This window comes from Halorubrum sp. Hd13 (assembly GCF_002252755.1).
Taxonomy (GTDB): Archaea; Halobacteriota; Halobacteria; order Halobacteriales; family Haloferacaceae; genus Halorubrum.
Map to the genome: position 1 here is coordinate 17,964 of NZ_NHOY01000088.1, position 14,092 is coordinate 32,055.

13 protein-coding genes are annotated in these 14,092 nt (G+C 71.7%); 1 reads left to right on the top strand and 12 read right to left on the bottom strand.

The window, feature by feature from the left end:
- Window positions 1-16: 16 nt before the first annotated feature.
- The 9 genes from ilvC to btuC all read right to left on the bottom strand — a co-directional run bounded on the left by ilvC (window position 17) and on the right by btuC (window position 10,923).
- Window positions 17-1,072: a ketol-acid reductoisomerase gene (gene ilvC / locus DJ81_RS11630; RefSeq protein WP_094589823.1), complete on the bottom strand. Its 1,056-nt coding sequence runs from the start codon at window positions 1,070-1,072 to the stop codon at window positions 17-19.
- Between the two features lie 27 nt (window positions 1,073-1,099).
- On the bottom strand, window positions 1,100-1,816 hold the full coding sequence (gene ilvN / locus DJ81_RS11635) for an acetolactate synthase small subunit (RefSeq protein ID WP_094522245.1): 717 nt from the start codon (window positions 1,814-1,816) through the stop codon (window positions 1,100-1,102).
- A complete protein-coding gene (ilvB, locus tag DJ81_RS11640) occupies window positions 1,813-3,630 on the bottom strand; it encodes a biosynthetic-type acetolactate synthase large subunit (protein ID WP_094522244.1) in 1,818 nt (605 codons plus the stop codon). Before ilvB ends, ilvN begins: the two co-directional genes overlap by 4 nt.
- A 388-nt stretch (window positions 3,631-4,018) precedes the next feature.
- Window positions 4,019-5,179 (bottom strand): LeuA family protein, encoded by a 1,161-nt coding sequence (locus DJ81_RS11645; protein ID WP_170938309.1) that lies wholly within the window; start codon window positions 5,177-5,179, stop codon window positions 4,019-4,021.
- Between the two features lie 309 nt (window positions 5,180-5,488).
- A complete protein-coding gene (locus DJ81_RS11650; protein WP_249269127.1) occupies window positions 5,489-6,379 on the bottom strand; it encodes an ABC transporter ATP-binding protein in 891 nt (296 codons plus the stop codon).
- Window positions 6,363-7,169, bottom strand: coding sequence for an ABC transporter permease (locus DJ81_RS11655; protein ID WP_094589825.1), 807 nt, complete (start codon window positions 7,167-7,169; stop codon window positions 6,363-6,365). Before DJ81_RS11655 ends, DJ81_RS11650 begins: the two co-directional genes overlap by 17 nt.
- Window position 7,170: 1 nt before the next feature.
- Window positions 7,171-8,166, bottom strand: coding sequence for a substrate-binding domain-containing protein (locus tag DJ81_RS11660; protein WP_094589827.1), 996 nt, complete (start codon window positions 8,164-8,166; stop codon window positions 7,171-7,173).
- 292 nt (window positions 8,167-8,458) lie between these two features.
- Window positions 8,459-9,784, bottom strand: coding sequence for an ATP-binding cassette domain-containing protein (locus DJ81_RS11665; protein WP_094589829.1), 1,326 nt, complete (start codon window positions 9,782-9,784; stop codon window positions 8,459-8,461).
- Window positions 9,781-10,923, bottom strand: coding sequence for a vitamin B12 ABC transporter permease BtuC (gene btuC, locus DJ81_RS11670; protein WP_094522238.1), 1,143 nt, complete (start codon window positions 10,921-10,923; stop codon window positions 9,781-9,783). Before btuC ends, DJ81_RS11665 begins: the two co-directional genes overlap by 4 nt.
- Before the next feature lie 62 nt (window positions 10,924-10,985).
- Here btuC and DJ81_RS11675 point away from each other — a divergent pair, with 62 nt between their 5' ends.
- Window positions 10,986-12,185, top strand: coding sequence for a PGF-CTERM-anchored ABC transporter substrate-binding protein (locus tag DJ81_RS11675; RefSeq protein WP_094589831.1), 1,200 nt, complete (start codon window positions 10,986-10,988; stop codon window positions 12,183-12,185).
- 20 nt (window positions 12,186-12,205) lie between these two features.
- On the opposite strand, the gene DJ81_RS11680 is transcribed toward DJ81_RS11675, so the two are convergent.
- The 3 genes from DJ81_RS11680 to DJ81_RS11690 all read right to left on the bottom strand — a co-directional run.
- The gene (locus DJ81_RS11680) at window positions 12,206-12,940 is read right to left on the bottom strand and encodes an MBL fold metallo-hydrolase (protein ID WP_094522236.1); all 735 of its coding nucleotides are present in this window, start codon (window positions 12,938-12,940) and stop codon (window positions 12,206-12,208) included.
- A gap of 35 nt (window positions 12,941-12,975) precedes the next feature.
- Window positions 12,976-13,827, bottom strand: a complete 852-nt coding sequence (locus DJ81_RS11685) for a hypothetical protein (RefSeq protein ID WP_094589833.1) — start codon at window positions 13,825-13,827, stop codon at window positions 12,976-12,978.
- An 83-nt stretch (window positions 13,828-13,910) separates the two neighbouring features.
- Window positions 13,911-14,092, bottom strand: a 182-nt coding sequence (locus DJ81_RS11690; RefSeq protein ID WP_141212581.1) for a hypothetical protein, incomplete at its 5' end; no start/stop codon positions are given.

Consider the following 14,092-nt stretch of genomic DNA (forward strand, 5'->3'; position numbering starts at 1 on the left):
TCGCCGCGGACGCCCATCAGGCCGTCACCTCGGCCGACTCCTCTTCCTCCTCGCCCTCCTCCTGCCACGCGAACAGGCCGCGAAGCTCCTCGCCGACGGCCTCGATCTCGTGGTTCTTCTCGGCGTTGCGGAGCTGGGTGTACGACGGCCGGCCCGCCTGGTTCTCCGAGATCCACTCGCGGGCGAAGGTGCCGTTCTGAACGCCTTCGAGGACCTCCTCCATGTTCGCGCGGACCTGGTCGTCGATGATCTCGTCGCCCCGGGTGAGTCCGCCGTACTCCGCGGTGTGTGAAACGGAGTCCCACATGGCGCCGAGCCCGCCCTCGTACATCAGGTCGACGATGAGCTTCATCTCGTTCATGCACTCGAAGTACGCCATCTCGGGGGAGTAGCCCGCCTCGACGAGCGTCTCGTACCCCTGCTTGATCAGCGAGGCGATGCCGCCGCAGAGGACGGCCTGCTCGCCGAACAGGTCGGTCTCGGTCTCCTCGCGGAAGCTCGTCTCGACGACGCCGGCGCGGGTGCAACCGATCGCGGCCGCGTACGCGAGCGCCTCGTCGTGGGCCTCGCCCGTGGCGTCCTGATACACCGCCAGCAGCCCCGGCGTCCCCTGGTCGTTCTCGTAGTTCCGGCGGACGATGTGGCCCGGCGACTTCGGCGCGATCATCGTCACGTCGACGTCCTCGGGCGGCTGGATCTGGTTATAATGGATGTTGAACCCGTGCGCGAACTGGAGCGTGTCGCCGGGCTCCAGGTTCGGCTCGATCGACTCCTCGTAGACGTCCGCCTGGACCGTGTCGGGCAGGAGGACGCTCACGATGTCGGCCGCCTCGGCGGCGGCGGCCGGCGTCGCGACCTCGAGCCCGTCGCTCTCGGCGGCCGCGCGCGAGGAGCTGTCCTCGCGGAGGCCGACGACCACGTCGATCCCGCTCTCGTGGAGGTTCTGGGCGTGCGCGTGCCCCTGCGAGCCGTAGCCGAGCACGGCCACGACCTTCTGGGCGATCGCTTCGCCGTCCGCGTCTTCGTCGTAGTATACGTTGGATTCGACCGTCTGCATGTCGTTGTCGCTCATTGTGTAATGTGTGAGTGTGTGTCTGCGTCAGCTGTCGTGCGTCGTCGGTTCGCCGGCCGTTCCGGGTTTCTCTCCGGGCGCCGTCGGGACGTCGCCGCGCGCGAGCGCTGTCTGGCCCGTTCGAGCGATCTCGATGATGCCGAACTGGCGGAACGCGTCGAGCGCGTCGTCGATCCGCGCCTCGTCGCCGGTGAGCTGGACGGTGATCGTCCGCGGCCCGGCGTCGAGCGTCCGACCGTCGTACATCTCGGTGACGGCGTGGACCGCGGCCGGGTCGTCCGCCTCGATCTTCAGCAGGACGAGCTCCGCCGTCACCGCGTTGCCGGACACCTCGCCGACGGATATCACGGGTTTCAGCTTCGCCATCTGCTTTTCGATCTGGTCGATGCCGGGGTCCGTCTCCTCGACGACCATCGTGATCCGCGAGTGTCCGTCGACGGTCGTCGGCCCGACCGTGAGGCTCTCGATGTTGAACTGGCGGCGGGAGACGAGCCCGGAGACGCGCGCGAGCACGCCCGGCTCGTCCTCCACGAGCGCCGAGATGACGGCGCGCCGCGACTCGTGTTCGGCCTCGACGACGGGGTCGATCCGGATCCCTTCGAGATTTCGGCGCCCCTCCGGGTGATCCCGCTCCTCGGGGCCCGGCTGCTCGCCCGGCGCCGGCCGGGAGTCGGGCTCCGGGACGCCGCCGGACGCGGAGCCGCCGTCGGTCGCGGGTCGGGAGTCGGGCGAATCGCCGCTCATAGCTGGTCCTCCGCGGTGGCGAACTTCCCGTTTGCGCCGCCGCTCGGCACCATCGGCAGGACGTTCTCCTCGGGGTCGACGTGGAAGTCGATCACGGCGGGGCCGTCGTAGTCGAGGGCCTCCTCGACCGCCGGCGCGACCTCGTCGTAGTCGTCGACGCGGAGGCCGAGGGCGCCGAACGCCTCCGCGAGCTTGTCGAACTCGGGCATCCACGTGTAGTCGGAGGCCATGTGCCGCCCCTCGTAGAAGGCGTCCTGCCACTGTCGCACCATGCCGATGTACTCGTTGTTGAGCACGGCGATGGTGACGTCGAGGTCCTCGCGGACGGCCACGGACAGCTCCTGCATCGTCATCAGGAAGGAGCCGTCGCCGTCGAAACAGACCACGTCGCGGTCGGACTCGCCCATGGCGTCGGCGGCGACCCGCGCGCCGACCGCGGCGGGCACGCCGTAGCCCATCGTCCCCAGACCGTGCGAGGAGACCCACGTCCGGGGCTCCGTGTACGTCCAGAACTGGGAGGCCCACATCTGGTGTTGGCCGACGCCGGTCGTCACGATGGCGTCGTCGTCGGTCGCCTCGTCGAACGCCTCGACGACGAACTGCGGTTTCAGCGGCTCGTCCTCGGGCGTCGCGTACGTGAGCGGGTACGTCTCCTTCCACTCGGCGCACCGCTCGCGCCACGCCCCGGCGTCGGGCGCCTCGCGGACCGCCGCGGTGAGCTGGTCGAGGACGCGCTCCGCGTCGCCGATCAGCGGGTGGTCCGCGTGGACGTTCTTCGAGATCTCGGCCGGGTCGATGTCGACGTGGACGACCTCGGCCTCGGGCGCGAAGGTGTCGATACCGCCGGTGAGCCGGTCGTCGAACCGGGTGCCGACCGCGATCAGGCAGTCGGTGTGGGTGATCGCCATGTTCGCGTAGCCGGTGCCGTGCATCCCGGCCCACGAGAGGCAGAGATCGTCGTCCTCGGGGAACGAGCCGATCCCGGGCATCGTCGTCGTCACCGGGATCCCGTACGTCCGCGCGAACGTCCGCGCGGCGTCGCTCGCCTCGGCCTTGATCACGCCGCCGCCGAACAGACAGAGGGGCCGCTCGGCCTCCTCGATGGCCCGAGCCGCCGACTCGACCGCGTCGGTGTCGGCGTTCGGGTCGGGGTCGGTGCCGGCCGGGGGCGTCGCCGGCCCCGGCGTCTCGTCGGTCTCGCCCTGCGTGACGTCCTTCGGGAGGTCGACGAGCGTCGGCCCCGGGCGACCGGCCCGGGACAGCTCGAACGCCTCGCCGACGGTGTCGCCGACGGTGTCGGCGCCGCTCGCGAAGTAGTTGTGCTTCGTGATCGGACGGGTGACCCCGATCGTGTCGGTCTCCTGGAACGCGTCGTTGCCGACGAACTCGGTCGGCACCTGTCCGGTCAACGCGAGCATCGAGTCGGAGTCCATGTCGGCGTCGGCGATCCCGGTGACGAGGTTCGTCGCGCCCGGGCCCGAGGTCGCCAGGCAGACCCCCGGTTCCCCGGACACGACGCCGTACGCGTCGGCGGCGTGGACGGCGCCCTGCTCGTGGGCCATCGTGACGTGGTCGATCGAGGAGCTGTACAACGCGTCGTAGACGGGCATGATCGCGCCGCCCTGGACGCCGAAGGCCGTCTCCGCGCCGGCCGCCTCGAGGGCGGCGACGACCGACTCCGCGCCGGTCGCGACCGTCCCCGCGGCGGGCGTCTCGTCGGGATCGGCGCCGGGCGCCCCGTCGTCGGCTCCCGTCGCCGGCTCCTCGGAGCCCTCCGGATCGTCCTCTCGTGGGTGTGCTGCTGTGTCGCTCATTGTCGTGGTGGTGTTCGGTGTGGCATCTCTCGCGCGTCGAGGGTCGGTCCGACCGCCGCCGCGATCGGATCGCGGTCCGTCGGCCGGCGGTCGATAGTTCGTCGAGTCGGTGAGGAAGGGGTGATGTAGGGGATTATACCCCTACGATGATCGGCGCGACGGCTCCGGCGACGTCGACTGTCGTCGGAAGTGCGGTGTGCCGTCGCATCTCGCCCTGACCAACGGAGTCCGGGTATAAATCCCTGTCGGGGCGCCGACACGGTCGGTCGGATCGCGGCGTCGAACCGGTCCGCCGTTCCGAACCGGTTCGGGGCACGCGGACTCCCCGGAGCCCCCGTCGACTCGCGCGGCGGTCGCTCGGCGGGCTCCCCGGTCAGGGGGGCGGCCATCAGACCCGGACCTCCTCCTCGCGGTCGATGCCCGCCTCCTCGGCGAACCGCTCGACGTCGCCGGCGGTCACCTGCCGCTTGCCGGCGCCGTACTCCTTGACGCGTTTGGTGATGCGCCGGACCTCGCCGTCGCTCGGGACGAAGCCGGCCTCCTCCAGGTGCTTGCGCACGCTGTGGGTGCCGGTGTGTTTCCCGAGCACGAACTCGCGCTCGGCCCCGACCATCTCCGGGGTCATCACGCCGGTCTCGAACGTGTCGCTGTTCTCGATGACGCCGGCGGCGTGGATACCCGACTCGTGCGCGAACGCGTTCCGTCCGGTGACGGGCTTGTTCGCGGGCACGGGGATGTCGGACGCCTCCTCGACGATCCGCGCCAGCTTGGTGATCTGGGTCGTGTCGATGCCGGTGTCGACGCCGTACACCGACTCGACGGCCATCACGACCTCCTCGTATGCGGCGTTGCCGGCGCGTTCGCCGATCCCGTTGACCGACACCTGCGCCTGCTCGGCGCCGTTCTCGAAGCCCATGATCGCGTTCGCCGCGGCCATCCCGAAGTCGTCGTGCGTGTGCACGTCGACGCGGGCGTCGGTCGCGTCGACGACGGCCTCCACGGTCTTCCCGAAGCTCGTCGGCATCGCCACGCCGCACGTGTCCGGGATGTTGATCCAGTCCGTGCCGGCGTCGCTGACCGCCTCGACGATCTCCGTCAGGTACGTCGGGTCCGTCCGGGTGGCGTCCATCGGCGAGAACATGCACTCGACGCCGGCGTCTTTCACCTTCTCGACGGCGGCGACGGCGCGTTCCTTCGCCTCCGCGCGGGTCGCGTGCATCGAGTCCTCCAGCTGGACGTCGCTGGTGGAGACGAACACGTGGACCATCTCGACGCCGGAGTCGATCGCGGCGTCGATGTCGCCGTCGACGACCCGCGCCAGCCCGCAGACGGTGGTGTCCGTCGCGGCGGCGATGTCGCTGACGGCCTCGAACTCCGCGTCCGAGTTCACCGGGAACCCCGCCTCGATGACGTGGGTGTTCATGTCGTCCAGCGTCGCCGCTATGCGGCGTTTCTCGTCGTAGCTGAACGACGTCCGTGGTGACTGTTCTCCGTCTCGTAACGTCGTGTCGAAGATCCGTACAGGACCGATTTCGATGTTAGAAGCTATCGTGCCCTGGAAGAACTCGATCCGCCGGGGTGTCCGACGAAGCCTCCGTGATGTCTGTCATCGACTGTCGACAGGACGGTCGAGAACTTAACGCTTGTGCCAATAGCAAAAACGACGCCTCGCTGACAGTGGCTCTCGTGTCGGCGTCGTCGAAAAACCGCCTGACGTGAGCGTCGTACCCATTCTTTATACTCCTTATACGCTAACCGCGAACGGCCGGGTATGTGGTTTCGGAACCGCGTTGATAAGCCCGATCGACGTTCGTTTCGTTTCGGCCGCGCCCGGGCACGCCGCCGCGGCGCCGCCGGCTCAGAGACCGAGCGCGTCGGTGATCTCGCGGCGCGCCGCCAACAGCGCCTCGTCCGTTCGGTCGCGGGGGCGAGCGGCGTCGACGTCGACCACCGTCTCGACCGTCCCGGGTTGGGCGCCGAGGACGGCGACGCGGTCGGCGAGGTACGCGGCCTCCTCGACGTCGTGCGTGACCATTGCGACCGTGGTCCCCCGCGCCGCCCACACGTCGAGCAGGTGGTCCTGCTGTTCGCGTTTCGTTAGCCGATCGAGCGCCGAGAACGGCTCGTCGAGCAGTAGCACCTCCGGCTCGTAGGCCAGCCCCCGCGCCAGCGAGACGCGCTGGGCCATCCCGCCCGAGAGCTCGCCGGGCGAGCTCTCCGCGAAGCCGCCGAGTCCGACCGTCTCGATCAGCTCGTCGACTCGGTCGCGCGCGGCGGGGTCGTCGCGGTCGACGTCGGCCGGGAGCCCGAGGGCGACGTTCTCACGCACGTCGGCCCACGCGAGGAGCCGCGGCTCCTGGAACACCATCCCGACGGCGTCGCTGCCGCCCTCGCGCACGTCGACACCGCCGACCGCGGCGTCGCCCTCGAACCGGTCCTCCAATCCGGAGAGCACGCGCAACAGCGTCGACTTCCCGCAGCCGGACGGGCCGACCACCGCGAGGAACTCCCCGTCGCCGACCGCGAGGTCGACGCCGTCGAGCGCGACAGTCTCGCCGTAGCGCTTGGTGAGCCCGCTGACGGCGAGGGTCGGATCGGTCGGTGGGTCGGTCGGCGGATCGGTCGCCGGGTCCGTCGTCGGTTCGGAGTCTCGTTCCGTCTCGGTCGTCGCGTCGCCGTCGGGACGACCCTCGTCGTCGTCCGTCTCGACGTCGCTGTCAGCGAGCACGCCCCTACCGAACGACGACACGGTTCTTCACCTCCTTGACCGCCAGGTCCGAGAGGTTCCCGAGGAAGGCGAACAGCAGGACCGAGCCGACGATGATGTCCGGGCGCGCGAGCACGCGGCCGTCGCTCAGCAGGAACCCGATCCCCTCGCTGGCCGCGATCAGCTCCGCGGCCACGACGAACATCCACGCCAGACCGACGCCGCCCCGGATCCCGACGAGCAGGCTCGGCACCGCGGCCGGGAACACGACCCGGCGGAGCGACTCGACCCGGCCGAGGTCGTACACCTCGGCGACCTCCAGCAGGTCCTCGCTCACCTCGCCGATCCCCGTCGAGAGGTTGAGGTAGACGGGGAAGAAGGCGCCGACGGCGATCAGGAGCACCTTCGCGCCCTCGCCGATCCCGAACCAGAGCAGGAACAGCGGCACCCACGCCAGCGAGGGGATGTTCTTGAGGCTCTGGAGCAGGGGGTCGAGCAGGTCGGCGGCGAGTCCGGAGAGCCCGGTGAGCGTCCCGAGGACGACCCCGACGCTCGCGCCCAGGAGGACCCCGAGGAACACGCGCTGGACCGTGATCGCGACGTGGCCCCAGAGCTCGCCCGAGGCGCTCAGCCCGTAGAGGGCCTCGACCACTCGCAGCGGCGTCGGTAGCTGGTGGGCGGCGAAGACGCCGGTCGCGACCAGCAGGTGCCAGGCGACGACGATCGCCGCGGGCACGACGAGCCCGAGCAGCCACCGGAACCGGTCGGCGTCCGGGAGAAGTCCGGCGGCGGCCTCGGCTCCCGTCCGTCCCGTCTCGCGCGTCGTCGCCATCTCACTCTCCCCCGCTCCCGGCGTCGCCGACGCTCTCGGCCGCGAACTCCGCGTCGAGCAGGTCGTCGATGCTCCCCGCGGGGTCGGCGTCGTCGGCGACGAGCCCCTCCCGCTCCAAGATCGGCGCGAGGTCGGAGAGCAGCTCGCGGTGGGCCTCTCCCGGAAGCGGCTCGGAGAGGTCGGTGCGGCGCGTGAACACGCGCTCGGCCACCGCTTGGGACATCTCCGACTCGCTCGCGAGGATGCCCGCGGTCTCCGCGGGGTTCTCGATCGCCCACTCGCGGCCGCGCTCGTACGCCTCGACGACCCGCCGGGCGTCACCCGGGTGATCCGCGAGGAACCCGTCGAGGAAGTTGAGGAAGCCGTAGGTGTTGTACGCGGGCTCGCGGAAGAACAGCTCCGCGCCGTCGTGTTCCAGCTCCAGCTCGGCCATGTGCGGGTCGAGCCCGGCCCACGCGTCCACGTCGCCTCCCGCAAGCGCCGACTGCCCCTCGGGGTGTTGGAGGTGGACGACCTCGACGTCGTCCTCGCTCAGGCCGGCGTCGTCGAGCGCCTGCAGCAGGAAGAAGTACGGGTCGGTACCGCGGGTGGCGGCGACGCGCTTCCCCTCGAGGTCGGCGACCGACTCGATCCCCGTCTCCGCGAACGTGACGAGCGCGGTCCACTCCGGCTCGGAGTAGACGTACGGCGTCGTGATCGGGACGCCGTTCGACCGCGCCATCAGCGCCGCGATCCCGGCGGTCGAGGCGACCTCCGCCTCTCCGCCCTGCGAGTACTCGTTCGCCTGGTTGCTGCCGAGGCTCAGCACCCACTCGATCTCGACGTCCGTCTCCGCGAACGCCGCCGACAGCCAGCCCTTCTCGCGCAATACGAGGCTGACTGGGTTGTAGTAGGCGTAGTCGACCGTCACGGTTCGTCCGTCGCTCCCGGCGCAGCCGGCGAGCAGCGAGCCGCCGACCGCCGCGCCGGTGCCGCGCAGGAACTGTCTTCGTTCCATCGTACCACCTCGTACCGGTGCCACTGATAAGGGCGTATGCTTATAGAGAATAATTATCTGCACCTATGATGTCTAATAGTAATTTATTCTGTGGCATGAGAGACGAACACAGGGACTGATCCGCCGTCTCGGAGTCTCTGACGGCGGTCCGCGCGGCTGAGTCTGTCCGCGAGCCGCGAGCCGTCCGATGCCCGACGTGTGTGATACCGGAACCGATTGCCGTCACGCGTCACGCGACCCGCGTCGTCGAGGCGACGGTCGCGCTCCGCGAGGCGCTCGTCGAGGTCGCCGGCTACGCGTCGTCGAGACCGCGAACCGCGTCGAGGAGAGCGCCGTCGTCGGCTGCGGCGTCGCCCTCGACGACCCGGTCGGCGGCCGCGAGGACAGTCCCGTTCGGGTCGGGTCGGTCGCCCTCGATTCGATCGGTGTCGCCGCCGGCGCCGTCGACGACGACGGTCGCGTCGGCCTCGCGCGCCAACGCCGTCGCGGCCTCGCGGGCCTCCGGACCGACGGGCTCGAACGGGGGCGCGGCGACGAGCGCGGCGCCGGCGTCGCGGGCGGTCTCGGCGGCCGCGTCGCCCTCGGGGACTACCCCGACCGAGAGGTCGTGTCCGGCGGCCGCGAGGCGGGCGACGACCCGCGAAGCCTCCCGTCCAGTCCCGACGACATGGAGCCGTCGCTGGTCGTCGCCGTCGCGGGCCGCGTCTCCCTCGCCGGCCGCGTCGACCGTATCGAAGGCGGTGACCGCGGGCGTCCCGGTCGCGGGGTTCCGACCGACGAACGCCTCCGCGTCGAACGCGGTCCGGAGCGCGCCCGCGGTCAGCACCTCGTCCGGCGGCCCGGCCGCGTGGACGCCGCCGTTCGCGAGGACGACGATCCGGTCGCAGTACCGGGCCGCGGCGTCGAGGTCGTGGATCGCCGCGAGCGCGCCGCGCCCGTCGTCGACGAGGTCGCGGACGAGTTCGAGGGTGCGCACGGCGTGGTTCGCGTCGAGGCTCGCCGTCGGCTCGTCGAGCAGCAGCGCCGGGGTCCCCTGCGCCAGCGCCCGCGCGAGCAGGACGCGCTGGCGCTCCCCGCCCGAGACCTCCCTGATCGAGCGGTCGGCGAAGCGCGCGACGCCCGCCGCGTCCATCGCCTCCCGCACCGCCCGGTCGTCGTCGGCGCCGTGGCCGTCGAACCGACCGAGGTGGGGGGTCCGGCCCATCTCCACCACGTGGCGGACCCGGAAGTCGAACGCGAGGCTCGTCTCCTGCGGGACGCTGGCGACGCGGCGGCCGGCCTCGCGCGCTGAGAGGTCGTCGGCGCGGGCGCCGTCGAGTCGCACCGTCCCCGAATCCGGCGCGAGCGTCCCCTTGATCGCCCGGATCACCGTCGTCTTCCCCGCGCCGTTCGGGCCGACGAGGCCGACGAGCTCGCCGCGATCGAGCCGCAGATCGACCCCGGAGACGACCGGCACGTCGCCGAACGACGCCGTCAGGTCGCCGACCTCGACGAGCGGATCGGCGTCGGAGCTGGCGCCATTGGCGTCGGGACCGGCGGCATTGGCGTCGGTGGCCGGAGAGCCGCCGACCGCGTCGCCCCCGCTCTCGTCTCCGTCCGCGGCCGATTCCGCCCTCACAGCTCGTGCACCTCCCGGTTCGAGAGCAGGTAGACGAAGAACGGCGCGCCGACCGCGGCGGTGACGATACCGACCGGCAGCTCCGTGCTCCCCGCGCGGGCGACCGTGTCGGCGGCGACGAGGAACGATCCCCCCGCGAGCGCCGCGGTCGGCAGCAGGACCCGGTGGTCGGGGCCGACGACCAGTCGGAGGATGTGGGGGACGATCAGCCCGACGAAGCCGATGATCCCCGCGAAAGCGACGCCCGCGGCCGTGATCAGCGCGGAGGCGCCCAGCAGGATCCGCTTGGTGCGTTCGACCGCGATCCCGAGCCCCCGGGCCTCCTCCTCGCCCAGCAGGAGGACGTTGAGGTCGCGGGCGTACACGAGGAGGAGGACGAACAGCGGCGGCACCACGACCGCCGTCACGGCGACCTCGCTCCACGAGGCGCCGGAGAGGTGACCCATCAGCCACGCGACGACCCGGCGGAGCGACTCGCCGGCCTGCAGCTGGAGGTACGAGATGACCGCTCCGAGGAACGTCTGGACCGCGACGCCCGCGAGCAGGAGCGTCGCCACCGGGGTCCGCCCGTGTCGAGTCGCGATCGCGTACACGCCGAAAGCGGCCGCGAGCGCGCCTGCGAAGGCGAAGAGGCTGACGCCGGCGCCGTGCGAGAGCCCCAGGCCCACCGCGCCGATCAGCGGGAGCGTGACGGTCGCCGACAGCGCCGCGGGGAAGACGATGAAGGCGACGGCGCCGACGGCCGCGCCCGAGGAGACGCCGATGATCGACGGGTCGGCCATCGGGTTCCGGAAGAACCCCTGCATGACCGTCCCGGCCGCCGCGAGCGCGAAGCCGACCAGCGCGGCCATCAGGATGCGGGGGAGCCGGACGCCGACGACGATCTGCGCGTGGACGTCGTCGACCGGGAACGCGAACGGCGAGGCGTACGTGAGCCCGAGGCCGGGCAGCATCAGCGCCCCGGTCCCGTCCGAGCTCGCCTCGATCCCGGCCGGCACGGTAACCGCGTTCAGCACGGCCTTCACGACCTCCGCGGGCGGGATCCGGACGGGGCCGATCGCAGCGCTCACCACGGCCACGGCGACGAGCACGACCGCTAACCCCGCCGACCAGACCGACGCTCGCGTCCATGTACTCATTCGTTCTCCAACACAACTTGTAGTAGGTAAATACTTATTGGACGAGCCGCGTCGTCAATCCGATGCGAACCAGGTACGTCATCGCGATGGCCCTGCTCGTGACGACCGCCCTCGTGGGCGGCGTCGCGGGCGCGGCCGCGGGCGCACAGCCGACGACGACCGCGTCGCCGACCGACGAACCGGCGCTCGACGGTGTCGCTCACGGACCGATCGTCCACCAGACGGGCGACGCGTGCGGGTACCCGCTGGAGATCACGGACGCGACGGGGACGACGATCACGCTCGACGAGGCGCCCGAGCGGATCACGACCACCAACCCGTCGGCCGCCCAGACGCTCTGGGAGCTCGGCGAGCGGGACCGCGTCGTCGGCGTGACCCAGTACGCCGCGTACCTCGACGGGGCGAGCGAGCGGGAGAACGTCTCCGCGGAGGGGCTCGGCGTCAGCGTCGAGCGCGTCGTGGCGACCGAGCCGGACCTCGTGCTCGCGCCGAACGCGTCGGCGGGCCAGGTCGAGGCGCTCCGCGAGCAGGGCCTCACCGTCTACCACTTCTCCGAGGCGACCTCCATCGAGGACATCGCGGAGAAGACCGAGACCGTCGGCCGCCTCGTCGGGAATTGCGAGGCCGCCGCCGAGACGAACGCGGAGATGAACGCGGCCGTCGCGGACGCCGAGAACCGGACGGCCGACCTCGACCGGCCCGACGCGCTTTACCCGCTCGGCAGCGGCTTCGTCGCCGCGAACAACACCTTCATCAACTCGATCATGGAGGCCGGCGGCGTGAACAACGTCGCGGCCGCGGAGGGCGACGGCTACCCGCAGCTCTCGAACGAGGTGATCCTCCAGACCGACCCCGATCTGATCTTGGTGACCACCCCCGACGCGGCGATCTTGGAGGAGGAGCCGTACGCCAGCACCACCGCCGGTACCGAGGGCAACTACGTCGTGATGAACGTGAACTACCTCAATCAGCCGGCGCCGCGCAGCGTGATCGAGTCGACGACCACGCTCTCGACCGCCGTCGCGGAGCTCCAGACCGAGGACGGCGGCGCCACCGACGGCGAGGACGGGAGCGACGGTGAGGACGGGGCCGACGACGACGCCACGGACGACGGCGAGAGCGGAACCGACGGCGACGGCGGATCGACCGAGGACGGCGGTGACGGCGGCGACGCGAGCACCGGCGACGAGGCGCCCGGCTTCGGCGTCGTCGCCGCGCTGGTCGCCGCGATCGCGGCGGCGCTGATCGCGCGGCGGCCGTAGACGGCCCCCGGGCGGCGACGCTACTGGTTCGCCGATCTGGCGTCCAGCGCGACGGGGATCGACCGGGCGGCGACGTCGCCCGCGAACGCCTCGCCGTCCGCCTCTAACTGCTCGAAGGTGTCGTAGTGGATCGGGACCACCAGGTCCGGGTCCATCCGCTCGGCCAGGTCCGCGCTCGCGTGTCGGTCCGAGACGATGCCGCCGCCGCCGATGTTCGCGAGGAATATCGAGACGTCGAGCTCGGCGAACGCGTCGAGCGCGTCCGAGTCCCCCGGCCAGAAGACGGTGCGGTCGCCGAGGCCGAGGAGGAAGCCGCAGCCGAATCCGGGCGGGTGCGTCACCGACCCGTCGGGGCCCGCGTTCGGTCCGTCGGGGTCGTTGCGGGCGGCGACGGACCACACGGTCGCCTCGCCGGCGGGCGTGTCGACGTCGACGCGCGCCTCGTCGTCGACGCGCACCACGTCGTAGTCCTCGGCGAGCGAGTCGACCGACTCCACGTCGCGGTCGATTCCCGCGGGGTCGACCGCGTCGTAGATCACGAGCGTCGCGTCCTCGCTCGCGACCGACCGGATTCCGTCGGTATCGTAGTGGTGGTCGTGGGTGACGACGACGAGGTCGCCGTCGCGCGCCCAGTAGTCGTCGAGGACGCCGTACCGTCCCGGGTCGGTGTAGGCGACGGGGCCCTCGTCCGGCGCGAGCCGCGCCGTCGCGTAGCCGAGCCACTCCACCGCGAAGTCGTCGTAGCGAACTGTCATGGCTCCCGTTCCGGTCCCGGGCGCCTTCAGGGTGGCTATGACCCCTCGACCGCGTCGACGCGGATCAGGTCCCACGCGTCGTCGAGGTCGGTCGCGGCGGCTTCGGTATCCGAGTCCCGGTCGGGCGCGAACGCCGGACCGAGCACGTGTTCGGGGACGATCGGCATGGGGATCGGGACGTAGCCCGCGGCCCGCATCGGCGCGAAGCCGCTGGCGCTCTCGACGACCGCGCCGTCGGCGCCGCGCCGCACCCGGAACCGCTTGTCGTCGGGATGGCGGCTGTACGCGTACGGGAACGCCTGCGCCGGCGGCTCCCGGAGGCTCTCGACGCCCGCGAGCACCGCGACGACCCGCCCGTCGACCTCGCAGACCAGCCGCGGGACGACCGGGCGACCCGCGTCGTCGACGGCGGCGGGATCGATCCCCGGCCCCGCGGGCACCGGCCCGACGGGGGTGTCGGTCTCGCGCCACGCGAACGTCGGCTCCCCGAGCCCCTCGAACCGGACGCAGGCGTACCCCCCGCCGGCGACGGGGATCCGGTCCGGCCCGGCGTGGAACTCCCGGCGCCCGTCGCGCTCGGCGACGAGCAGCGGGGGGTCGGCGAGCAGCGACCGCACTCGCTCGGCGGTCGCGTCGTCGTCCACGACGAAGTAGGCGCGGCGGTCGCGAGAGAGCGCGTGCGCGAGCCGCGAGGCGATCACCGTCGCGGTCGCGTCGTCCGGCGTGAGCGGCTCGACCGCGAGGGCCGTCGCGTCGCCTCGGGTCGCCACCGCCGGGGGCTCGGCCCGCGTCTCCGGCTGCGCGACCTCGTACCCGTCGTCGGCGAGCCGGGTCGCGGCCGCCTCCGTCAGCCGCCGTCGCGTCGCGTCCCCGAGCGGGCCTGGCATACGAGGGGGTACGGGCCCGAGCGTGAAGGGGTTTCGCGTGGGCGTCGCGGTCGGTCCACCCGGTGGACGCCGGTCCCGACGCCTCACGCCTCGTCGCCCGCGAGCCGCGCGACCCGCTCCAGCGTGTCGGCGTCCGCCACCGACTTGTCCTCGCGGACGCCGACGAACCGGGGGAACCGCAGCGCGTAGCCGGACGAGTACGTCGGCGACGTCTGGATCTCCTCGTAGCCGACCTCCAGGACGACCGCGGGCCGGAGTGGCTGAA

What these genes read in the sequence shown, in the direction of transcription:
- DJ81_RS11660 (WP_094589827.1), bottom strand. Translation starts at nt 8,166, where the DNA reads ATGGAACGAAGACAGTTCCTGCGCGGCACCGGCGCGGCGGTCGGCGGC.
- DJ81_RS11685 (WP_094589833.1), bottom strand. Translation starts at nt 13,827, where the DNA reads ATGCCAGGCCCGCTCGGGGACGCGACGCGACGGCGGCTGACGGAGGCG.
- btuC (WP_094522238.1), bottom strand. Translation starts at nt 10,923, where the DNA reads ATGAGTACATGGACGCGAGCGTCGGTCTGGTCGGCGGGGTTAGCGGTC.
- ilvC (WP_094589823.1), bottom strand. Translation starts at nt 1,072, where the DNA reads ATGAGCGACAACGACATGCAGACGGTCGAATCCAACGTATACTACGAC.
- DJ81_RS11675 (WP_094589831.1), top strand. Translation starts at nt 10,986, where the DNA reads ATGCGAACCAGGTACGTCATCGCGATGGCCCTGCTCGTGACGACCGCC.
- DJ81_RS11680 (WP_094522236.1), bottom strand. Translation starts at nt 12,940, where the DNA reads ATGACAGTTCGCTACGACGACTTCGCGGTGGAGTGGCTCGGCTACGCG.
- ilvB (WP_094522244.1), bottom strand. Translation starts at nt 3,630, where the DNA reads ATGAGCGACACAGCAGCACACCCACGAGAGGACGATCCGGAGGGCTCC.
- ilvN (WP_094522245.1), bottom strand. Translation starts at nt 1,816, where the DNA reads ATGAGCGGCGATTCGCCCGACTCCCGACCCGCGACCGACGGCGGCTCC.
- DJ81_RS11655 (WP_094589825.1), bottom strand. Translation starts at nt 7,169, where the DNA reads ATGGCGACGACGCGCGAGACGGGACGGACGGGAGCCGAGGCCGCCGCC.